General features: G+C 48.7%; 22 protein-coding genes. 9 read left to right on the top strand and 13 right to left on the bottom strand.

The genetic code is table 11. The features are described from left to right. Window positions 1–132 precede the first annotated feature (132 nt). From CLC91_RS00945 to CLC91_RS00960, 4 genes are read left to right on the top strand one after another with little or no spacing between them, the layout of a single operon-like run. Window positions 133–1,353 (top strand): aspartate aminotransferase family protein, encoded by a 1,221-nt coding sequence (locus CLC91_RS00945; RefSeq protein WP_095499821.1) that lies wholly within the window; start codon window positions 133–135, stop codon window positions 1,351–1,353. 10 nt (window positions 1,354–1,363) lie between these two features. Then, complete coding sequence (astA, locus tag CLC91_RS00950; RefSeq protein WP_095499822.1) at window positions 1,364–2,386, top strand: arginine N-succinyltransferase; 1,023 nt, start codon at window positions 1,364–1,366, stop codon at window positions 2,384–2,386. A 10-nt stretch (window positions 2,387–2,396) separates the two neighbouring features. After that, window positions 2,397–3,857: a succinylglutamate-semialdehyde dehydrogenase gene (gene astD / locus CLC91_RS00955; protein ID WP_095499823.1), complete on the top strand. Its 1,461-nt coding sequence runs from the start codon at window positions 2,397–2,399 to the stop codon at window positions 3,855–3,857. Window positions 3,858–3,868: 11 nt separating this feature from the next. Continuing rightward, a complete protein-coding gene (locus CLC91_RS00960) occupies window positions 3,869–4,666 on the top strand; it encodes a DUF1338 domain-containing protein (protein WP_408634196.1) in 798 nt (265 codons plus the stop codon). A 113-nt stretch (window positions 4,667–4,779) separates the two neighbouring features. On the opposite strand, the gene CLC91_RS00965 is transcribed toward CLC91_RS00960, so the two are convergent. From CLC91_RS00965 to crp, 3 genes are all read right to left on the bottom strand, one after another. Next, window positions 4,780–6,750 carry a multiheme c-type cytochrome gene (locus CLC91_RS00965; protein ID WP_095499825.1) on the bottom strand — a complete coding sequence of 657 codons (1,971 nt, stop codon included), beginning with the start codon at window positions 6,748–6,750 and terminating at the stop codon, window positions 4,780–4,782. 366 nt (window positions 6,751–7,116) lie between these two features. Further along, entirely contained in the window at window positions 7,117–9,297 is a 2,181-nt protein-coding gene (locus tag CLC91_RS00970; protein WP_095499826.1) for an OmcA/MtrC family decaheme c-type cytochrome, read from the bottom strand. 382 nt (window positions 9,298–9,679) lie between these two features. Continuing rightward, complete coding sequence (gene crp, locus CLC91_RS00975) at window positions 9,680–10,315, bottom strand: cAMP-activated global transcriptional regulator CRP (protein ID WP_095497088.1); 636 nt, start codon at window positions 10,313–10,315, stop codon at window positions 9,680–9,682. Window positions 10,316–10,691: 376 nt separating this feature from the next. On the opposite strand from crp, the gene CLC91_RS00980 reads away from it, so the two are divergent. After that, a complete protein-coding gene (locus tag CLC91_RS00980) occupies window positions 10,692–11,477 on the top strand; it encodes a tetratricopeptide repeat protein (protein ID WP_095499827.1) in 786 nt (261 codons plus the stop codon). Here CLC91_RS00980 and CLC91_RS00985 read toward each other — a convergent pair. From CLC91_RS00985 to CLC91_RS01005, 5 genes are read right to left on the bottom strand one after another with little or no spacing between them, the layout of a single operon-like run. Next, entirely contained in the window at window positions 11,458–11,841 is a 384-nt protein-coding gene (locus CLC91_RS00985) for a TM2 domain-containing protein (RefSeq protein ID WP_095499828.1), read from the bottom strand. The two genes, CLC91_RS00980 and CLC91_RS00985, sit on opposite strands and share 20 nt — an antisense overlap. A gap of 1 nt (window position 11,842) precedes the next feature. Beyond that, window positions 11,843–12,061 (bottom strand): DUF4177 domain-containing protein, encoded by a 219-nt coding sequence (locus tag CLC91_RS00990; RefSeq protein ID WP_095499829.1) that lies wholly within the window; start codon window positions 12,059–12,061, stop codon window positions 11,843–11,845. A gap of 11 nt (window positions 12,062–12,072) precedes the next feature. Further along, window positions 12,073–12,957, bottom strand: coding sequence for a phosphoribulokinase (locus CLC91_RS00995; protein ID WP_095497091.1), 885 nt, complete (start codon window positions 12,955–12,957; stop codon window positions 12,073–12,075). A 55-nt stretch (window positions 12,958–13,012) separates the two neighbouring features. Then, window positions 13,013–13,252, bottom strand: a complete 240-nt coding sequence (locus CLC91_RS01000) for a YheU family protein (protein WP_095499830.1) — start codon at window positions 13,250–13,252, stop codon at window positions 13,013–13,015. 6 nt (window positions 13,253–13,258) lie between these two features. Then, the gene (locus tag CLC91_RS01005) at window positions 13,259–14,224 is read right to left on the bottom strand and encodes a hydrolase (RefSeq protein ID WP_095499831.1); all 966 of its coding nucleotides are present in this window, start codon (window positions 14,222–14,224) and stop codon (window positions 13,259–13,261) included. 95 nt (window positions 14,225–14,319) lie between these two features. On the opposite strand from CLC91_RS01005, the gene CLC91_RS01010 reads away from it, so the two are divergent. Together CLC91_RS01010 and CLC91_RS01015 are read left to right on the top strand one after the other, a co-directional pair. Further along, window positions 14,320–14,829 carry a TAT leader-containing periplasmic protein gene (locus CLC91_RS01010; RefSeq protein WP_095499832.1) on the top strand — a complete coding sequence of 170 codons (510 nt, stop codon included), beginning with the start codon at window positions 14,320–14,322 and terminating at the stop codon, window positions 14,827–14,829. Beyond that, complete coding sequence (locus tag CLC91_RS01015; RefSeq protein ID WP_095499833.1) at window positions 14,829–16,421, top strand: GMC family oxidoreductase; 1,593 nt, start codon at window positions 14,829–14,831, stop codon at window positions 16,419–16,421. The genes CLC91_RS01010 and CLC91_RS01015 overlap by 1 nt, the downstream gene beginning before the upstream one ends. On the opposite strand, the gene CLC91_RS01020 is transcribed toward CLC91_RS01015, so the two are convergent. Together CLC91_RS01020 and CLC91_RS01025 are read right to left on the bottom strand one after the other, a co-directional pair. Continuing rightward, on the bottom strand, window positions 16,404–16,820 hold the full coding sequence (locus CLC91_RS01020) for a TIGR02444 family protein (RefSeq protein WP_158220664.1): 417 nt from the start codon (window positions 16,818–16,820) through the stop codon (window positions 16,404–16,406). The genes CLC91_RS01015 and CLC91_RS01020 overlap by 18 nt on opposite strands. Beyond that, window positions 16,807–18,708, bottom strand: coding sequence for an ABC transporter ATP-binding protein (locus tag CLC91_RS01025; protein WP_095499835.1), 1,902 nt, complete (start codon window positions 18,706–18,708; stop codon window positions 16,807–16,809). Before CLC91_RS01025 ends, CLC91_RS01020 begins: the two co-directional genes overlap by 14 nt. A 72-nt stretch (window positions 18,709–18,780) precedes the next feature. Between CLC91_RS01025 and CLC91_RS01030 the strand changes: the two genes are divergently transcribed. Then, window positions 18,781–18,975 carry a YheV family putative zinc ribbon protein gene (locus CLC91_RS01030; RefSeq protein WP_095497097.1) on the top strand — a complete coding sequence of 65 codons (195 nt, stop codon included), beginning with the start codon at window positions 18,781–18,783 and terminating at the stop codon, window positions 18,973–18,975. Between the two features lie 49 nt (window positions 18,976–19,024). Here the strand turns inward: CLC91_RS01030 and lpoB are convergent, their stop codons facing one another. The 3 genes from lpoB to CLC91_RS01045 are packed head-to-tail and all read right to left on the bottom strand — an operon-like array spanning window position 19,025 to window position 21,211. Next, window positions 19,025–19,618: a penicillin-binding protein activator LpoB gene (gene lpoB, locus CLC91_RS01035; RefSeq protein ID WP_095497098.1), complete on the bottom strand. Its 594-nt coding sequence runs from the start codon at window positions 19,616–19,618 to the stop codon at window positions 19,025–19,027. A gap of 18 nt (window positions 19,619–19,636) precedes the next feature. Beyond that, a complete protein-coding gene (locus tag CLC91_RS01040) occupies window positions 19,637–20,989 on the bottom strand; it encodes a COG3014 family protein (RefSeq protein WP_095497099.1) in 1,353 nt (450 codons plus the stop codon). 3 nt (window positions 20,990–20,992) lie between these two features. Then, on the bottom strand, window positions 20,993–21,211 hold the full coding sequence (locus tag CLC91_RS01045) for a SlyX family protein (RefSeq protein ID WP_233132550.1): 219 nt from the start codon (window positions 21,209–21,211) through the stop codon (window positions 20,993–20,995). A gap of 188 nt (window positions 21,212–21,399) precedes the next feature. Between CLC91_RS01045 and CLC91_RS01050 the strand changes: the two genes are divergently transcribed. Continuing rightward, window positions 21,400–22,155: an FKBP-type peptidyl-prolyl cis-trans isomerase gene (locus CLC91_RS01050; protein ID WP_095497100.1), complete on the top strand. Its 756-nt coding sequence runs from the start codon at window positions 21,400–21,402 to the stop codon at window positions 22,153–22,155. Window positions 22,156–22,176 lie beyond the last annotated feature (21 nt).

The following is a 22,176-nucleotide window of genomic DNA, read 5'->3' on the forward strand; positions in this document are numbered from 1 at the left end:
GATCGGCTAATAATGGTCTGAATTTTAAGAAAGAGGCTGAGCCTCGAGCGCGTTTAACAAGTTTGCAACCTGCAGTATAAAGCGCTTAATCATGAGTTTTAGCCTCCCAAATAAAAATAAAGGAAGAGTTCAATGACTAACCCACTATCCGTTTCTCGTGACACTTTTAATGACGTTATGGTGCCTAACTATGCACCTTCAGCTGTAATACCTGTAAAAGGTGAAGGCAGCCGTGTCTGGGATCAGCAAGGCAAAGAGTATGTTGATTTTGCCGGCGGAATTGCGGTCAACTGTCTCGGTCATTGCCACCCCGCATTGGTAACGGCGCTTACTGAACAAGGGCAAAAGCTTTGGCACTTATCTAATGTCATGACCAACGAGCCAGCGCTGCGTTTGGCATCTAAGCTAGTAGATGCCACCTTTGCTGATAAAGTCTACTTTGCCAACTCTGGCGCCGAAGCCAACGAAGCGGCGTTGAAGTTAGCCCGTCGCCACGCTCTAGAAAAACACGGTGAGCATAAAAATCAAATTATTGCGTTTAACCAAGGTTTCCATGGTCGCACCTTCTTTACGGTATCAGTGGGTGGCCAAGCCATCTACTCCGACGGTTTCGGACCTAAGCCTGGCGCCATCGACCACATCAATTACAACGACATTGAAGCCTTTAAAGCGCTTATCAGCGACAACACCTGTGCGGTGATGATGGAACCGTTACAAGGTGAAGGTGGCATCATCAAAGCCGAGCCTGAGTTTTTGCGTCAGGTGCGTGCTCTGTGTGACCAACACAATGCCTTGCTTATTTTTGATGAAGTGCAAACCGGCATGGGCCGTACTGGCGAGCTGTATGCTTATATGGGTACCGATGTGGTACCGGACATCCTAACCACAGCAAAAGCGCTGGGCGGTGGATTCCCAATCGCCGCTATGCTCACTACAGATGAAATCGCCGTAAGCTTGAAAATCGGCAGCCACGGCTCTACCTACGGCGGCAACCCGCTGGCTTGTGCAATTGGTGAAGCGGTGATGGACGTGGTGAATCAAGCGCCGGTATTGGCGGGTGTTAAAGCCAAGCATGAGCTGATTAAAAATGGCTTGAATGCCATTAACGCTAAATACAAAGTATTCGAGTGTGTGCGTGGAGAAGGCTTACTCATCGGAGCCGTGATGAATCAAGACTATCAAGGCAAAGCTCGAGACTTTATGGTCGCTGCAGTTGAGCAAGGGCTCATGTGTCTTATCGCAGGCGCTAACGTGGTGCGATTCACGCCGTCTTTGGTAATTCCAGATGAAGACATTGCCTTGGGCCTAGAGCGATTTGAAGCCGCGGTTGCGGCGGTTGTAAACGCAAGCTAAGGAGCGATAAATGGTTATTGTCAGACCTATTGAAACGGCTGATATTGATGCGCTTATGACCATTGCTGAAGCCTCTGGACACGGCTTCACATCGTTGCCGCTTAATCGCGACTTGCTGGAACGTAAAATCAAGCGCAGCGAAGCCTCGTTCAGCGCTGAGGTAGCAGGCCCCCACGATGAAGGTTATCTGATGGTGTTAGAAGACACAGAGACCGGCGAAGTGGTGGGTACCAGTGGTATCGAAGCGGCGGTTGGGCTGGTGGACGCGTTTTATCATTATCGCCTTGGTACCGAAGTCTATCACAGTGAAAAGCTGTCGGTACGTAACGAGGTTGAAACCTTGACCATGTGCCACGACTACACAGGTGCAGCCGAGCTATGTACTTTGTTTTTGAAGAAAGACTATCGCCATAGCGGCAACGGTCGCTTGCTATCAAAGCATCGCTTTTTGTTCATGGCGCAACATCCGCACCGATTTGGTGAGCGTGTGATTGCCGAAATGCGAGGGGTGAGTGATGACCAAGGCCAGTCGCCGTTTTTCGATTGGCTGCAAAAGCACTTCTTTACCATCGACTTTCCTTATGCCGACTACTTGAGTGGTATGGGTGAAAAGTCATTTATGGCGGAGTTGATGCCCCGTAATCCCATTTATACCTGTTTGCTGCCCACTGAAGCGCAGCAAGTGATTGGCAGAGTGCACCCCAACACACGCCCAGCCCTTAAGCTCTTAGAAGCCGAAGGGCTGCGCTGTCGTGGCTACGTTGATATCTTCGATGCCGGTCCAACGGTTGAATGCCTATTGGGTGATATCGCAAGCGTTAGAAACAGCGACAACTACCAAGTTGTCATTGTTGATGCGCTGCCTGAAGAAGGCGTGAAACTGCTGGCGGCCAATGACAAGACTCAGGACTATCGAGCGGCCCAAGTGACGGTACATAGTGAAGCCCAGGATGGGGTGGTGTATATCACCCACAAACAAGCGGCAGCGTTAAAAGTGCAACAGGGCGATACGCTGCGTCTGTTGCTAAGCTAAGGAAGTTTTTATGACTCATTTTATTAAAGGACAGTGGCTGGCCGGCAACGGCGAGGCCATGACATCGGTAAACCCTGCTAATAATGAAACTTTATGGCAAGGGCATAGCGCCACACCCGAACAAGTTGATGCGGCCTTAAGCGCAGCTCGCCAAGCTCAGTTTGACTGGTTCATGTTGGGTTATGAAGGGCGCGTTGCTGTGGTTGAGCAATATAAGGCGCAACTTACCGAGCATAAGCAACAAATGGCAGAGCTGATTGCTCAAGAGACGGGTAAGCCATTGTGGGAAACCGCCACGGAAGCGGCGGCCATGATCGGCAAGATTGGCCTGTCGATGCAATCGTACCAAGAGCGCACTGGCGAGAAACGCAATGACATCCCGGGGGCCACCGCTGTGTTGCGTCACAAGCCTCATGGTGTGGTTGCCGTGTTTGGCCCTTATAACTTCCCGGGACACTTGCCCAATGGTCACATAGTACCTGCCTTGTTAGCGGGGAATACCGTGGTCTTTAAGCCGTCGGAATTAACCCCTGCGGTGGCGGAGTTTATGCTGAAGTTATGGCAACAGGCCGGTTTGCCAGAGGGGGTTATTAACCTGGTTCAAGGCACGGTTGAAACCGGTAAAGCCTTGGCTAACTCTCCGCAAATCGATGGCTTGTTCTTTACTGGAAGCTCCCGCACTGGGCACTTATTGCATCAGCAGTTTGCTGGCGATCCTGGACGCATTTTAGCCCTGGAAATGGGCGGTAATAACCCTTTGGTTGTGAAAGATGTCAGTGATATCAAAGCGGCGGTTTATGAAATCATTCAGTCGGCCTACATTTCTACCGGACAACGCTGTACCTGTGCCCGTCGTTTGTATGTGCAACAAGGCGAGCAGGGCGACGCGCTGCTTGCCGAGCTGGTCAAAGCGGTTAAAGCCATTCGAGTAGCCCCTTGGAATGCCGAGCCACAGCCGTTTGCCGGCAGCATGATTTCTCATCAAGCGGCCAATGGCATGCTTGCGGTTCAGCAAAAACTGGTAGAAGCCGGTGCCGAGCCATTGGTGACCATGGAATTGCTGCAAGCCAACACAGGCCTTATCAGCCCTGGTTTGATTGATGTAACCGCGGTAACCAAGCTTGACGATGAAGAGTATTTTGGGCCGTTACTTTCGGTGATTCGTTATCAAACCTTTGACCAAGCCATTGAGCTGGCCAACAACACCAAATACGGTTTATCAGCGGGTCTTTTGGCAGACAGCGTAGCGGATTATCAATACTTCCTAGCTCGAATTCGAGCGGGCATTGTTAATTGGAACAAACAAACCACAGGAGCCTCTGGCGCGGCACCGTTCGGTGGTATTGGTGCTTCCGGTAACCATCGAGCCAGTGCTTATTATGCAGCTGATTATTGTGCCTATCCGGTGGCCTCAGTAGAAGCGGATGCGTTGGCGTTACCCGCCACCTTTAGTCCTGGAATCGAGTTGTAAAAGGATACTCCATCATGCTTACGGTAGAACAATTATTTGACGGGCTTTGGCAAGATTATTTAAGCCATACCCCCAGCGCTCAACCGATACACGAGTTACTGGGCGGCGGTGCTGATATCATTAACGACCACATTGCGTTGCGAACCTTTAATATAGGGCCGGTAACCGTGGACGCTTTAGCCCAGCATTTTTTAGATTTGGGTTATTTTGAAGCGGGTCAGTATGACTTTGAGGCAAAGAAGCTTAAAGCTAAACACTTTCAGCACGCCAATTCACACTACCCTAAGGTGTTCATTTCTGAATTATTAGTAGAAGAAATGCCTACCGAGGTGCAGACCATCATCAAGCGCATGGTTGCCAACGTGAATCCAGCGGACGTGTCCAAGCCGGAGTTCTTGTACAGTGGAACCCACTGGCAAGTCTCCAAGGACGAGTATCAGCTGCTTGCCCAGCGCAGTGAGTACGCCGCTTGGATGTCGGTGTGGGGCTATCGAGCCAATCACTTTACGGTGTCGGTGAATGAGTTGCCAGGGTTTGAGACCCTTGAACAGGTGAATCAAGCCCTTAAAGATGGCGGCTTTACTCTGAATGCTTCCGGTGGTGAAATTAAAGGCTCGAAAGCAGTATTACTCGAGCAGTCGTCCACTATGGCTGATTCGCAACTGGTGCAGTTAACGGATGCCAAGCTTGATATCCCAAGTTGCTTTTACGAATTTGCGCTGCGCCACGAAGACGCTGATGGAAGGCTCTATCAGGGTTTTGTTGCCGCGTCGGCGGATAAAATTTTTGAGAGCACCAACGCTAACTAGCTGACAGCAGTTATCCATCAAAAAGACGCCATCAAGGCGTCTTTTTTTATCTAATACCTACAATAAAAAGGGCGCTGCGCGTGTGCAGGGTAAGCAGGCCCTTTTTTTGCCGATTAGTAGTTGTGGTACTCAGCCATCTTCGCAGGGCTGTGACACACTGAGCAAGACTCTACAACTGGCTCAGGGTCAAACACATTGAAGCTGTCGCTTTCACCCATGTGAGTACCTGCAGGGGTTACTGCAACATTAAAGTCACCACCATTTTGTTCCATGTGTGCTTTGGCTGCTGCACCGGTGTGGCAAGTCGCGCAGTTGGCTGCAATTGGCGTGATACCGTAAACGTTATCTTGATCCATGCCATTAAGTACCAGTGCCGGTGCAACGTTGGCGAGGTCGATGTCACCCGTATGGCAAGCAACACACTCAACTTTCTTGTTGCGGTCAACGGTAGGCATCTTACCTAGGTCACGCTCTTCGTTGTACGCACCAAAGTGCATGTTGTGAACGAATGGGCCCCACGCCATTGGGTGGTCTTTATCTTGTTTGTCGTGCTCCCAGTTGTAAGCACTGTGACATTGAACACAAGCGTCGCCGCCTAGGTCAAAACCACCGCGTTGAGAACCGTGACCGTCAAGACCTTCGGTGTGGCAGTTCAGACATTTCAGACCGTCTGAGCTGGTGCGACGAACGTCTTTAACGTTAGATACGGTAATAGGAGCGCGAGGCGAAGCGCCATCTTTGTTGTGGAATATACGTCCATCAACGCCGCCAAGTAGCACTTCGCCATCCATGTACGGCAGGGCATGCTCAATGGTGTATACGTAAGTGTCGGCTTCGCTACCAGCGACAACGCCGGTAGAGCGAGCTACGTGGCCGGCATCGCGACCTGGAAGCATGGCTTCACCGTTTTTCATAACGGTCGCCCAACCGCGAGGCGTTGCATCCATTGGGTCAATCGCTGTCACATCAACCGCATTACCGTCAGCGTCCATGGCTTTTACGGTGACTAAGATGTTGGCTTTGTCGTCGCTACGAGCAACAGATAACACGTCGAAGCTATAACGATTCAATGCTTCGTCTCGAGCTTTGCCGTTGTTGTGGTCGTAGTAGAAACCGCCGTCAGCATTATGACAAGAGGTACAGTTCGCGTCGGTAAAGCCGCTGTGGTCAACCCCTAGACCGTTGTTTGGATCTTGAAGGTTGGTGTGACAGGTGGCACAGCCATTGATGGTGGCGGTAAATACCACGTCATCCATGTGACAGGTTGAACAACGCTTCATGTCCATGGAGTAGTTGCTCCATAGGGCAGAGTGGCCAGAAGAGACCATGCCATTGTCAGCATCGAACTTCTTACCGTGGCCGAACATCGCCATGGTGTTATTAGCCCAACCGCCATTCTCTTTTTGAACGTCGGTGTGACATACCAAACAGGCTTCAACCACTACCACATTTTGGTCGTTGTCTAGTGCATGGTGGTGCTGGTGCCAGCCCCAAGTCGCGTTGCCTGATGCGGCATCAAATTCACCGTGACAAGCCACACATTTGGCATCATCAGTGGTTTGAACCTTTGCTAGGTTGTCAGAGTCGTTGAACATAATGCGCTTGGTACGAGGAACGCCGTCATTAGCACTACGCCAACCAGGACGAACATAACCGATACCGGTAGAGTCAGCAGTAACCCCGTCTTGTGGAACAACGAGACTATATACGCCATCGCCCGTGTGTTCTAAGGTACCCACAGAGGAGTCAGAACCGGCTTGATAAGTAACGTCTATGGTGTCTGCTAGCATACCGTTTTCGTCGGTAACGGTAGACATTAATTGGACGCGATCTAAGGTTTCAATGTTTTCGCCGTCTTGGTTTTGAATGGCGAAGGTAACGTTTACGGTACCGTCACCGTAGGTCCACTCAAGCACTTGAGCTTGAGCCGAGGTAATGACTAAAGGTGGTTTTGGTGCTTCGGGTCCCTGTGGGCCTTCAGGGCCTTGTGGACCTTGGGCGCCATCTTTACCATCGCTGCAAGCACCAAGTGTGAACATGGCGCCTAGCATAGTGGCTAGAACGGTTTTTCTGGTTAAAGACATGTATTACTCCTGCAAATGAGTTTGTCATTGTTGTTATATCGGTCAATTTGGCTTGACCTGAGCCGATTATAGGCAGGCGAAATTTCCCAAAAAAGGCGCTTTAATGCCGTTTGGCGGTTTAATAAAAACTTGTTGTCGATTGTCAGTACTGGATTGATTTTTGGAACTTATCTGCCGACTAAATTGTGAGTTAGATCTAGCTTTGGGCGCGGTTAGATACAGTTACCTAACATTGTGTTAATGAGTTTGTTAAGGCTCTGGGGAATAAAAAAAGACGCCATAAAGGCGTCTTTTTTGCAACTTACTGTAAACTTCTTTTCTTATTGATAGTGGTTTGCAGGGTATTATCAATAAGTTTAAAAGTTCTTAGAAGCTGTGTTTTTCAGCAATGTTTGCTTCACTGTGACATACAGAGCAGCTTTCGCGAGGCAGTTTGGCATCAACCACTACGTCACCGTCGAAGGTAGCGTTGGTCGCGTCAATCATTTTCTCGAACGTTGCAGCACCACTGTGAATCATGTGTGCTTTAGCCGCTTCACCGTTGTGACAAGAGTAACAAGTCGCAGCAGCTGGGCTGGTTGCAAAGAAGTCTGAATCAGCAGTCATGTCATGACGAGTGATCAAGGCACCGGTAGTCTCGATAGCAACTAGGTTCACAGAACCGTCAACGTGACATTGTGCACAGTCGTTTAGACGAGCTGGGTACTTGAATACGCGCTTCGCTTCAGTTTCATCTAAGTTCTGTTCTGCACGGTTTTGAGCGTGAAGAGCGTGAACATAAGTGTTCCATGCGAAGTGATCAACTACAGTGTCTTCTGGAGCAACGCCTTTAGCTTTGAAGGTTTTATCCCACTGAGCCATGTTAACGTTATGACAAGCGACACATTGTTGCTCTAAGTCGTTACGACGAGTGTGCATGCCGTAGGCTTGATCACCATGACAAGAGGCACAGTTTTCGTTAGAAACTACTTGGCGACGCTTCATGCTGTCGTCAACTAGGCCGTTCATGTCAAAGAAGGCGGTAGTAGAACGAATACGCTCAACTAGCTTGCCGTCCATTGCTGGAACACCAGTCTTTTCATCAGCCTTAACTTGTGCTTCAACCGCTAATACACCAACAGCCATATCAGTATTGCTTGGAATGATTAGGCCAGTGTTGTTTTTAGTGTTGTCATCTTCAAGTTGACCAGAGATAACGTAGGTGTACTTACCTTCTGCAGGAACAGAAGTGGTCGGGGCAATGCCTTCTACACGGTAGTTCACTGAGTGATCCGCTAAACGGCCAAGTGAGCCATCTGCTTTGGTTTCAGTGGTTAGCATACGGTAGCCCGCATCTGCATCCCAAGCAGCAGTGATACGCATCGCGTTGAACAGTTGCGACTCGTTTGGTGCTTGAGTAACTGGCATGCCTTCGCTATCTAGGATAGTTAAGGTTACGGTTACTTCGGCAGTATTGTAGCTGTTGCCACCACGATCAGAGGTCATTGGCGCAACTGCTACATCAGTAACGTTTACGCTAAAGGCGTTGCGAGCATTGGTGCGCGCAGCAACGCGATCAACGTGATCTTGTTGAGCAGTGCTGTGACAGTTAGTACAGCTATCAGTCATGGTAGAACCAAAGCTGTGAGTGTACTCGGTGCGTGGATAGGTATCGCCATCACCGTGACAACCTAGGCACGATTGAATGTTAGCAGTAGGGGCTAACCACTCAGCGCCGTTTGGCAGCTCTTCTGTAGCGTCAGTTACGTGACAAGAAGTACAGTCGTAGGCCGCGGTTACGTGAGTGTTGGTCGGTAGACCAGAGTGCCAACGGTGAGCACGTTGTACAAAGATACCACGACGCTCTTGTCCGTCAGGAGAGTGACAGGTAGAACAAGCTTCTACGTTGTTGGCATAGTGCGGAGAGCGGTCATAGGTATCGTAGCGAGCGTAGGCAATGTCGGTGTGACAAGCGTTACAAGACTCGGTAGCCACCATTGCGCGGGTGGCAGTAAGGTCAGACCCATCAACCATGAAGTCGTATTCAGGCATGATGTCTGGCACAGGGCCAATGCCTGGAATACCAATGTTAGATTCTACGCGAACCATAAAACGTTGCGGTAGGCTAGCATCGTACTTGTCGGCGTTTTCTGGTGTTGCGGTAACAGTATAGGTACCGTCGCCGTGGTCAACCAAGCAGCCGTCTTCGCCAGTTTCACAACGTGGGTAACCAAAGCTTTGACGCTCGCTGTAACCGGCATCGGTCATAGCCAATTGTGAAGATAGGAAACGAACGCGCGGTAAACCGACTACGGTTTGACCTTGTTCGTTGGTCAACTTGAAGGTTGTAGTGCGAATGCCATCGGCATCGATACCAGCTTCCAAGTACTCTAGGTTTAGAGACTCAGCTGAAGTTGCGTGATTAGGTACTTCTGGGGCACCTGGACCTTGTGGGCCTTCTGGACCTTGTGGTCCTTGAGGGCCGTCTTTTCCATCGCTACCGCAGGCACCTAAACCAAATAGGGCCATGGCAACGGTAGTGGCTAACGCCTTTTGCTTAAAAGACATATATTACTCCTGCGTAATTGTGATTATGAGTCCGGCGCGTTTCTTTATGGTTGTAATCAATAGCTGTAAACAGAGTTACAGAGTTACGTGAAACGTCGCCTAAAAATCTCACCGATAATCTAGCAAATAGGTGACTGGATTTTGTGCAAATGTTGGTAGGGTGTGATCCAGCTCTGCGGCGGATTTTAGAAGTGTTGATTGCTGCAAATTTTGCTCATCAAGTGAAGATAATTTTGTGATTGATAATGATTTGAAAATTTTTTGTAAAGTTTAACAATTGGCGAGGTTGCGCTTAGGTGAGCAATTGCTAATGTAATTAACACACAAAAAAAGCCAACCGCTAAGGTTGGCTTTTGTGAGCTATCTTCACTAAATTAGAAAATTAGCGAGTCCCGTAGACCACAATGGTTTTACCATGGGCTTGGATTAAGTTTTGCTCTTCCAGCATTTTCAAAATACGACCAACGGTTTCGCGAGAACAACCAACAATCTGGCCAATCTCTTGGCGAGTGATCTTAATTTGCATGCCGTCTGGGTGAGTCATTGCATCCGGCTGTTTGGCTAGGTGCAACAGGGTTTGCGCGATACGACCAGCAACGTCTAAGAAAGCTAAATCGCCCACTTTTTGGCTGGTGCTTTGTAAGCGGTGCGCCATTTGAGCCGACAGCTTCATTAGAATGTCAGGGTTCACTTGAATAAGTTGCATGAATTTCTTGTAAGAAATTTCTGCAATTTCACAAGGCGCTTTAGCACGAACCCAAGCGGTACGCTCGGATTGATCTTCAAACAGGCCTAGCTCACCAATGAAGTCACCTTGGTTTAGGTAAGACAAAATCATTTCTTTGCCTTCTTCATCTTTAATCAGTACCGCAACTGATCCCTTTACAATGTAGTAAAGCGTATCCGATTCTTCGCCCGCATGAATAAGGGTGCTTTTCGCTGGGTATTTGTGAATGTGACAATGCGACAAAAACCATTCTAAGGTTGGATCGGGTTTTGGTTTTCCGATTAGAGCCATAATGGGATCCTCTGTTTCAATATATAAATGTCAAAAAACTAAAAAGACGCGGCTTCTATGAGTACTGTCAGCGCGTCTTAAAAAATCTGGGCTGTGAACAACGTCACTTATTGAGTCGTTCCATTTTCGTACTTTGCTAAATTATGTCAACTTTCCACCAGAATTAAGCGGATCTATTATTCATTACTGACAACTCACTCACACTTTTCTCGTGATTCCACACTAATTTATTGAGCAATTTGCGAGCAGAATCGGCAAATAACACCAGAAACTTAACTAAATCACACAAATTTCACGATTGGGCTTTAGTCCAATAGACTGGACAAATGCCGATTTGTGGCGTTAACTCATGGTAAGTCACCGCAAGAGAATGAATATGATTGCATCTCGTTCGCCTTTTTACCTGCTTGTATTATTGGCCCTTGTTATTCAATCGCCAGCGAATGCTTTTACTACGCCTCAACCGCAAGCAGAGATCATTCAGTCGCGAATCGCCTTACTGCGCTATCAAGTGAGTCAAGGTGACCCAAGAGCGCACTATTTGCTGGGGGTTATGCAACTCTCTGGGCGTTATTTACCAAAAGATGAACAAGCCGCTTTATCAAAGTTAGAATTTGCCGCTAACGCTGACTATTCCAAAGCCATTCACACCTTGGCTGACTTCTTATTTAACGGCGAGTATTTACCTCGTGATCTCGCCAAAGCGCAGCATTGGTATCATAAATTGTTGGCAACGGAGCCGCAGTGGGCCAGTTTTCAACTCGGGTTTATTTTTGCCTCGGGCGGTATTGGTGTTGAACGGAATTGCGGCAAGGCCATTGATTATTTTTCACGAGTAGAAAACCCAGCCGCCCAAAATAATCTGGTGTGGCTACTGGCAACCTGCCCCGAAGCGAAACATCGCGATGGAGAGCGCGCAGTTGCCTTAGGCAAGGCATTGCTGGCTGAAAACGGCGATAATGCCACCGGATTGGATAATTTAGCAGCGGCTTACGCTGAGGTGGGGGATTTTAGCAATGCCGTGCTAACCCAGCGGCGAGCGATTGAGTTTGCGCAGCAAGCACCAACTCAAGACTCGCAGTTAATTGAGGAGCTGGAATCGCGCCTTGATAACTATCTCGCCAGTCAGCCGTATCGGGAGACTATTGCTCTGCCACGCTAACGCCCATTAATTGTTTCATTACATTGAGATTGTAATTAGCCACAATTCGCTGCGATTGGAACAGTGCTTTTAGCTCGATTAAGGTGATTATAATCAACGGCACCAGCCCCCACACCGAGCCCATAATCAACCACACCAACCCCAATAAAAAACAGCATAGGTTGATGAATCCTCGGTTGATCTTACCTAAGTAGAAGTGATGCATTCCTGCGATAAACAGATAGTTCAACACCGCATAGGTATCAGGGTCCTTCAGCTGTCGTTTCAACTTACCATAGATGCGAGTGCGGGTTTCATCGGTAAGTTGGTTCAGTTGACGCTGCAACTCGTCTTTTTCACGTTGACACTCATCAAGGGTTAGCATGTTAGCGGCCTAAGGTAATGATGACAGTTTCACGGCTCCAGAACAGCCAAAAGCGACGCTTCTCAATCACTTGAAAAACCAATTGCCAGCCCTGAGCGGCTTCTTCATTGAGGGTGGCTTCAAGCTTTTCTAAAGGCATACCTGACGCACCTAGAAACAAGGTGCCCAAAGCGCCTTCGGCAACTTGCAGCACTTTGTATTGTTGGTATTTAGTGACCATGCAGTGACTCCTTAATCATCTCTGGTGGTTAAGCTTTTCTTTCTATCAATTAAATCTTGAATCAGTGGGGTTAACAATAATTCCATGGCTAAGCCCATTTTTCCCCCAGGCACCACCAAGGTATTACGACGCGACATAAAGCTGCCTTGAATCATGCGCAAATAGTAGGTGAAGTCCACTTGGCGCATGCCGCGAAAGCGAATTACAACAAAGCTTTCGTCGCTGCTTGGTATGTCTTTGGCGCTGAACGGGTTTGAGGTGTCCACCGTAGGGACTCGCTGAAAGTTAATGTGAGTCCGAGAAAATTGCGGCGTCATGTGATTCACATAGTCATCCATTGAACGCACAATCGAGCTCATAACCTTTTCGCGACTGTGGCCACGGTCATTGGTGTCTCGAACAATCTTTTGAATCCACTCTAGGTTAACAATGGGCACCATACCGATGAGCAAATCCACATGAGAGGCTATGTCCACGTCAGGCGTTACCGCGCCGCCGTGCAATCCTTCGTAATAGAGCAGGTCGGTATCTTCCGGCAGGGGAGTCCAAGGGGTAAAGGTGCCCGGCATTTGGTTAAAGGGTACTGCATCGTCGAAGGTGTGCAGGTATTTTCTTATTTCGCCAGAGCCCGTTGCCGCGTATTCAGAGAAAAAGCGCTCTAGTCGCTTAAAATCGTTCGCCTCGGGCCCAAAATAGCTGACATCACGGCCCGCTTCTTTGGCTTTACGAACCACCATTTCCATTTCGGCGCGAGTGTGGCTGTGGAAACTGTCGCCTTCAACAATGGCCGCTTTTAAGCCCAACAACCGAAAGATGTGCTTAAACGCATTGGTGGTGGTTGTCGTCCCGGCACCAGAAGAACCGGTTACCGCAATAATCGGGTGTTTAATGGACATGGTCTAAATTCCTTATAGGCGAACTGTCTTTTATATGCCTCAACAAGGTCTTAGGTCAAGGTTTCAGCAATTGTTCTTTGTCTTTAATGGCAACCGATTCGTCGTCCTCAGAGTATTCCACCATCAATTCGCCTTTGGCTAAACGCCGTTTGCACAGCGCTATTGCTTCGGTCATTTTAGCATCGTCGAGTTGACTGATATTGAGATCTTCAACTTGCCGATAAATGAACTCTTTGATTAGGTTTTCCAGAGTATCAGGGTCGAGGGCTTGCAACGATTCATAGGGAATTAACATGGTTGATTAACTGCCTTTTAAAAAGTGAAGAATGCGGCGTTCTAGAAAAAATTTTGGCGCCCAGGGTTTGCCTCCTTCAATAAATCCAACATGACCACCATGGCTGCAGAGTTGATACTGTACTTGCTGAGACAGCTGAGCACGGGTTGGAATGACGTCTTGATTCATGAAGGGGTCGTCTTGAGCATGCAGCACCAAAGTGGGTATTTCAATGGACTTTAAATAGGGCAGGCCAGACGCTTGTTGATAATAATCGTGAACGTCTTTAAATCCGTGCAGCGGGGCTGTCACTTGATCATCGAACTGATAAAAGGTTTTAAGCTGGTCGACTTGCTGCAACGACAGCGGCATTTTGTCCACTAGGTGAGGCTGGGCTAATTTTTGCCGAACCCGCTGCTGCAGCTGTTTTATGAGATAGCTTTGATAAACCTTAGAAAATCCCTTTTCAAGTCGTTTAGCACACGCACTTAATTGCAGCGGAGCAGAGACGGCTACGGCTCTTTTAATGCCGCTGTTATGGGGCCGTTCGCCTAAGTATTTAACGAGTACATTAGCCCCCAAGCTATAGCCAACCGCCAAAATGGGGTTATTAGGGAAACGTGCGTTAAGGTTTGCGATCGTGAACGCCAAGTCTTGGGTATCGCCGCTATGATAGCTTCTGGCTAAGCGGTTAGGCTCTAATGAGCAGTTGCGGTGATGATGCACCACCGCGCTTATGTTTTGCTTTTGACAATCGAGCAGCAAGCGTTTGGCGTAATGACTGCGAGCACTGCCCTCTAACCCATGCAAAATTAACACAATCGGTTTGTTTGCTGTCGGCGTTGCCAACCATTCAAGGTCGATGAAATCGCCGTCATCGGTTTCCAAGCGTTGTTGTTTAAGGGGTATCGGCTTGGGTTGGGTCAGTAATGGAATGATGGTTTGGGTGTGCGGGCTTTTGGCCCACCACGCCGGTGTAAATCCAGAGCTCATTTTTTGGCCTTTTGGCTGATCTTAGTTGCATCGCAGTAAATGCGCTTGCTACATTGCTAACTTAAGAGTAACGGAAAAGTGGCTAGGGAGGCCAGATGCGTAGGCGCACTTTTTTAACCATAGGTATCGCTAGCACCGCGGCAATGGCTTTCGGAGTCAAACTGTACTCTGATAAAGCGTTTGACGACAGCAATTATGATGAACATCATCGGGTGCTGTTGGCGGCCTTGGTTCCTGTGTTGCTCGACGGCATTCTTCCCGAAGTGACTCAACCGCGACAGCGCGCAATTAACCGCTGTATCGACAACTGTTTGACCACCATATCGCTGTTACCGGAGCACCAAGCAGAACAGATGCAAGAGCTGTTGCAATCACTTGAAGCACAGTTTGGGAACTTGTTGCTGGTGGGCAGCATCACGCCGTTGGCTTTGCAATCGCCGGCACAAATTCAGCAAGTGCTTGAATCGTGGCGAAACAGCTTCATTGAGATGCTGCAACAGGCGTATTTAGGGCTTAGAAATCTCATCATTGCCAGTTACTACTCCGATCCCGACGTTTGGCCAACGCTTGGTTACCATAAACCCAACATACCTGGAGCCAGTTAATGACCCCGGATCCTTTTGAAGCTGGAATCGCCAGTGGCTGGAACGTACAACAAGCAACCGATATAGCCAATGCAGAGCAATTGAAAACCGATGTGGTTATAGTGGGCTCTGGCGCCGGCGGTGCTACCGCGGCTGAAATGCTGGCGCTGGCTGGCTTTAAGGTATTGATATTAGAGGCGGGGCCCCTTAAACGCTCCAAAGACTTTGTTATGGAAGAGCGGCGTGCCTACCCGGAGTTGTATCAACAAAGCGCCGCTATGCTTAATCAGCAACAATCCATCGGCATTATGCAAGGGCGTGCAGTGGGCGGTTCCACTACGGTCAATTGGACCACGTCCATTCGAACTCCCGACAAAACGTTGTCTTTTTGGCAATCGGACAAACGTGTTGAGGGGTTGGATGCTCAATCGCTCGCGCCGTATTTTGAAGCGGCAGAACAGCGTTTAGGAATCACTACCTGGACGGCGGACGCCAACCCAAACAATCAAGTTATCGCCGATGGTTGTCGAGCATTGGGCTGGCAATACACTAAAATTAACCGCAACGTCAAAGGCTGCTGGAACCTTGGCTATTGTGGCATGGGCTGTCCTATTAACGCTAAACAATCCATGTTAGTCACCAGCATCCCTACGGCACTTAGCCATGGTGCGCGTTTGATAACGCAGGCGCAGGTGTGGCAAATGAGCTTTGATGGCGAGCGAGTTAATGAACTCTTGGTGCGTGCCATTGATGAAGCGGATCGCAGCTTAAGTCGTCAGTTTAGCGTAAAAGCGAAGCACGTCATTCTGGCTGGTGGCGCCATTAATACCCCGGCTTTATTAATGCGCTCCAATGCACAGGATCCACACCGTGTTTTAGGACGCAATACCACCTTACATCCAAGCCTTATTTCCGCCGCCATTTTCGATGAGCCTATCAAAGCCCACTCTGGCGCTCCGCAAAGCTATTATTCTGATGAATTTGTTTGGAAAAACGGGGTGCAAGGGCGAATGGGGTTTAAGATAGAAGCGGCCCCTTTACACCCAATGCTGTTGGCAAGCAAAAGCTTCGGCTTTGGTCGTCAACATGCCGATCTTATGAAGCAGTTTAATTATCTGCACGCCTCCATTGCGCTGGTGCGGGATGGTTTTGACAGTCTACATGGCGCCGGTCAGGTGGTGTTAGATGAGCAAGGCCATGCCCATTTAAATTACCCGCTTTCGAAAGGGTTTTGGGAGGCGGCTAAAAGAGCCTTTATGGCAATGGCACAAATGCAATTTGCCGCTGGGGCTAAAGCGGTGTTGCCGATTCATGACAACATGCCGATGTTTGAATCTTGGCAGCATGCCAGTAAAGTCATCGCCAAAACCAATTTCGAAGAGTTAACCACAGTGGTGGCGTCGGCGCATGTTATGGGAGGCTGTGCCATGGGAGAAGATCCCACCATGGCTTGGGTTTCTTCTCAGGGCAAAAGCCATTACTACAAAAACCTCACTGTGATGGATGGCTCTATTTTCCCCACCAGTTTAGGAGCCAATCCTCAGCTGAGTATTTACGCAATTACCCGCAAAAACTGCGAAACCTTGATTAAGGAATTACACGAACGGGTGTAAAGCGGGAACAAGGCTTGTTACGCCATAGTGCTGACCTAAACAGCCAAGATTGTCTCCAGCGGACTTGCTCAATTGCAGCAACGGTGTGAGTTGTTGTTGCAACTGGCGCTCCAGCATCAACTCGATGGCCAACAAGCGTTGATAATAACCAGGGTTGCCACTTTTTGCCCTTCGACGAATGGCTCGCAACGGTGCCAACTGTTGCTGCCAAAGCGCCGATGTTGCCAGCAGTTTTGGCCAGCAGTTTGGGTTAATGGTCAGACGTTGTTGGTCACAATACAACGCCAGCAAGGCTAAGTTTACGTCGACTTCGTGTTCATCTTGCAAACCCAACAAAGCCTGTTTGCACTGAACTTGGGCGTAATTGCGCTCCACCTTTCGCCAATCAATCGGCAGCACTTTGAATCTCTTCAATTTGCTCTTGTATATCAAACCACTCCAATTCGCTTTCTTCTAGCGCTAGTTTAAACTCGCCTTGTTGTTTCAGCAGTTCGGTGAGTTTGCTTTTGTTGGCTGCTGAATAGAGTTCTGAATCCGATAGCTGTTGCTCGATGTCGGCCAATTTCGTCTGCAACTGAGCCTGATGCGTCTCAAGCTTCTTCGCCTTTTGCGTCAGCGGCGATAGCTTCTGTCGAAGTTGCGCTTGTTGGCGTTTTTGCGCTTTTCGATCAACGCTTGGCTTGTCGCTCTGAGCTCGGGCGTTACTGGCCAGTTCGCGACTTTGGTTAAGCAGCCACTGATGATAGTCGTCTAAGTCGCCATTAAATGGCTGCACTTGACCTTGATCCACTAGGTAATAGTCGCTGCAACTGACCTTCAGCAAATGGCGATCGTGGGACACAATAATCATTGCGCCGTCGAAATCTTGCAAGGCCATGGTCAGTGCCGAGCGCATATCCAGATCCAAATGGTTGGTGGGTTCGTCCAACAACAATAGGTTCGGCTTTTGCCATACGAGTAAAGCCAACACCAGTCTCGCTTTTTCACCGCCAGAAAAAGGCGCTACCGCTTGTAGGGCTTTGTCACCGCTGAATCCGAATCCCCCTAAATAATCGCGCAACTCTTGCTCGGTTTGATTCTCAGCAAGTCGTTGTAAATGCGTTAAAGGGCTGTCTTGCAGTGACAACAGCTCCAACTGATGCTGGGCAAAGTAGCCAATGCTTAACCCTTGGCTTGGCTCAAACTCTCCTTGCATGGGGTGAAGCTCACCACTTAACAGCTTAATAAGGGTCGACTTACCAGCCCCGTTGCGTCCCAGCAAGCCGATGCGAGCGCCCGCCACCAAATTCAGCTGCACCTTATCTAAAATAGGGGTGTCACCGTAACCCACTTGCACCTGATCCATTTTAACTAATGGCGTCGGCAGCGCAGCGGGTTTCAAAAAGCGCATTTTAAAGGGGTTATCCGCTTGCGCCGGAGCTAGCTCAGCCATTTTTTCTAAAGCCTTGAGTCGGCTTTGCGCTTGACGAGCTTTTGAAGCTTTGTAACGAAACCGATCCACATACGCTTGCATGTGGGCTTTTTGTTTTTGCTGCTTTTCAAATTGGGAGGTTTGCTGAGCTTTGCGTTCTGCTCGCGTTCGTTCAAAACGAGAATAGTTACCCTGGTAGCTAACGCATTCATTGTTTTCGATGTGAATGATCTCGCCAATGACGTTGTCGAGAAAATCGCGGTCGTGGCTAATCAGTACTAAGGTGCCTTGATACTGCTTTAACCAGCCTTCAAGCCAAAACAGGGTATCTAAATCGAGGTGGTTGGTGGGTTCATCGAGCAGCAGTAAGTCGGAGCGACACAACAAGGCTTGAGCCAGGTTTAAACGCATTCGCCAACCACCGGAGAATGACTTTACGCTTTGTTGCTGCATGGCTTCGCTGAACCCTAAACCCGCCAGCAACTCTGCCGCTCTGGCGTTGATGGCGTAGCCACCAATGGCATCCAGTTGCCCGTGAAGCAGGGCAATGGCTTCACCATTACCGGCAAGCTCTGCATCGCTTAATTGCTGTTGCAGTGTCCGATATTCGATATCGCCATCAATCACGTAGTCGATGGCAGAGCGACTGAGTGCCGGCGTTTCTTGAGCAACGCTGGCCACCTGCCACCCTTTAGGGAAATCGCAATCGCCGCTATCAAGCTGAATCTCCCCTTTTAACAAGGCGAATAGCGAAGACTTTCCGCAGCCATTAGCACCCACTAGGCCTACTTTGTGGCCGGGGTAAATGGTGAAGCTGGCGTGGTTAAGCAAAACTCGCCCACCGCGGATGAGTTGAGCTTGATTTAGGGTTATCATAGCGACAAATTACAAATAAAAGATTAGGAGCATAGAATACCAAATAGTTTGTCTTGGGTATTCTAAATTCACATGAGCAAAAGAAAAAAACGCTTTATAGCGGGGGCGGTTTGCCCAAAATGCCAAGCCAAAGACAGCATCATGTTGTTTATTCTAGAAGGCATAGAAACCATTGAATGCGCCGATTGCGGTCATACTCAGCAGCAACTAGAAAGCGAGCAACAATCTAAATCTGGCGATATGATTGGCTTGTTTAAACCGGAATAGCTAAAAAGCCGACCTTGCGGTCGGCTTTGTGATTTGATCTCGACTGAGATTACATGCCCAAAAAGGATTTGGACTTAGTTTTACGAATTTCTTTCTCGTCTTGCCACTCAATCAAGCCGGTTTCTAGATCCATTAAACGCATGGTCATTTTGTAGTACACATCGCGGGTTGAACTTTGTTGCTTAACGATGCTAGATAGGTTGCCGTACAGCATGTACTGAGCGCCCACCTGACGACCAAAGCTGATGGCTGTGGAAGGGTCCACCATACCTGAGCTGTTTTGGTAATCTAATTGCTTGCGAACCGCATCGACTTTGGTCATGTCTACAAAGCGGAACTTACCTGAACGCAGTAACTTAGTGCTGATGCTGTCGGTGATGGACTCAGTATCAATGTGTTCCGAGGTTTTGTTCTTGATACGATCCACGAAAATAATGGGGCGATCGTTGGCGGTCATTTCCATTACTGGCGGGAACGTCAGCATGCTGTCCACCATTTTAGCCGCGATGGCTTGTAGATCAGTGGAGCCAAAGTTTTCATTGACTGTTTCCACTTCACCGGCGTCACCGTATTCAACCTTTGACTGACAAGCACTCAAGCCAAGACCAATCACAATTAACAATAAATACTTCATCTTTTTCATAAATTACCTGTCTGCTTGTTATAACGTTTTACTGAAAACTCGAAGATGCGAGCCGGTTTGAATCGCCCAAACGAGAGTCGTTTGACCGGATTTAATTTCAATAGTTTCTGCCAGTTTAGCATTGATTTGCAAGGGGTATGAACCGGCTTCTACGTAACCTTGTGCGATTTGAGCTTGGCTTGGTAAGGTTAACCAGCTGCGCAAATCGGCGCGCTCGCTAATGATGTTGAATATTTCCATCGCCACTCCACCCCAAGAATCGTTCTTGCGTTGAGCCCATTGATTGGTTTCGGCTTTTGCGTAAACTCTGGCCGCCTGTCGCACCAAAATGGCCGGCATTTCTTCAACCAGCGCATTGACCGCTAAATCGTCAATGTCACTGATAGGCTGTGCTTGCAGGCGGGTGTTGCTGCCAAGGGCGATGTTGGCAGAGGCTGCGTGTTTGTTTCGGTTAGCGTAGGTAGGCATGGAAGCCGTCTGCCACATACCGTCGATTCGAAACGGCACCGAAAACTCTTTTTTAGCCGGTACAAAGCCAGTCTCGTAAATTACCACCATGCGGCCTTGACCCGCTTGCATGGTCTTCGCTTCACCCCACTTTTGTTTAAACTCCTCGTATTGCTGCATACCGAGTGATCTGGCTAAGCGAACTAACTCTTGTTCAACGTAGCGATTGGGGTAAATTTGGGCGGCTTTACGATAGTCAATGTAGGCGTCGTTGGGCTCACCGCTTAGTTCGTGTAGCAAGCCGGTGGTGTAATAGCTGTAGGCGTTTAGGAAAGAGCTGGTGGCCTTTGACGATTTCGACAATCGATTCATCTCAGCGGTGACCGCACCGTTTTCCATTGCCTGCAGCTCAGCGTTGTTTTTTCGGTAGCGAGCTTGCTCCATTTGTTGCAATTCGTTGGCGCGTCTGACTTCCACTAAAGCGCCTTCCATATCTCCCAACATGAGATAGTTAAAGGCCTGATATTGATGCACTAAAATTCGCTCAAAGCCCGGGCCACGATAGGGTAGAGCGTTGTCGTTAAGCAGAACGCTCGAGGCATTGGCGGTGAGGTTAGAAGCGCTGATAGTGGCGTCGAAGTCGGCGCTGTTGTAGGCCCGGATAGCGGCTGCATAATAGCCTTTACTTTGCTCAAAATCGCCATTGAGCTGGGCGATCCGACCGGCTTCTTGAGCGTATAAAATGCCGTCTTCGCCGTTTATTTTGGCGGATAAGTCCGTAGGCGGTTTGCTTTGCCCTTGGCTCAGCTGTTGTTGGTAGCCTTGCAGTTGCGCAGGATAGGGCATAAACAAACTGTTGGTCGCACACCCTGTGAGTAGCAAGGCGAAAACGAGGTAGCTGATGTTTCTTAGCAATTGGCTCATGGCTTAATAATGTGGTGGTGGCGTTTCGTCTTGTTCCGACGCCAAGTTAGATGGCGCATGCGCAGCGAGTCGTTTGGCTAGGTACTCAATTTGCACCTGTTGCTTTTGGACCTGCTCGCTTAACCGTATAACTTCTTGGTTTAAAGAGTCAATTAATTCGTCTTGAAAAGCTTGGCGGCTTTCGAGCTTTTCCGCCAATAGTTGAACCGATGTTTGTTCCACACATACACCTTAATGTTGGATTCCTCTCGCTATTGTAGCCACTTATGCCATTAAACCGAAAGCTTTTACGCCACTAATTACGTGAGGAGTGCAGATTACTTGGCGTTTTAAATTACATAATGTAGAGTATTGCCAACCTCTAAAAAGCCACAGTCATTGTGGAAACTGCACTTATTTAAGGAATCTTAATGAAATCTGTATTGAAAGTGTCGCTACTCGCGTTAGCGATTGCTGGTGTGAGCGCCTGTAACGATCAATCTAAATCGGCAGATAACGCAGCCGTTGCTGCGGCAAAGATCACCACGACTGCTCAAAAAGAATCCTATGCGTTGGGCGTAGTAATGGCTGAGCAACTCAGTCTTAAAGATCTTAAAGAGTTGGGCGTTGAAGTAGATCAAGAAGCTGTTACTCAAGGCTTTGCCGAAACCTTAGCGGGTAACGGTCAGTTGACGGAAGAAGAGCTACAAAGCGTGATGCGCGAGTTTTCAACCAAAGTGAATGAGCTGCAAGCGGCCAAAGAAAACAAAGCGGCTGAAGAAGCTAAGCAAGCGGGCATCGATTATTTAGAAGCCAACAAGGCAAAAGAAGGCGTTCAGGTTACAGACTCTGGACTGCAATACGAAGTGCTAACCGCTGCTGACGGTGAAAAGCCAACGGCTGAAGATACGGTTGAAGTGCATTATCGCGGTACCTTGATCGATGGTACTGAATTTGACAGCTCATACGGTCGCGGTGAAACGGCTAAATTCCCGCTAAATCGCGTTATTAAAGGCTGGACCGAAGGTGTTCAGTTGATGTCAGTGGGTTCAAAATACCGCTTCGTTATTCCTCAGGAGCTGGCCTACGGCGCCAATGTTCAGCCGGGCGGAAAAATCCCTCCATACGCGACCTTGGTATTCGAAGTAGAACTTATTTCAATCGAGAAAGCCGCGACTGCTGAATAAGCGTCTAGCGGTTACCTGAAA

The sequence above is a fragment of the Paraferrimonas haliotis genome, assembly GCF_002282895.1.
Lineage (GTDB): Bacteria > Pseudomonadota > Gammaproteobacteria > Enterobacterales > Shewanellaceae > Paraferrimonas > Paraferrimonas haliotis.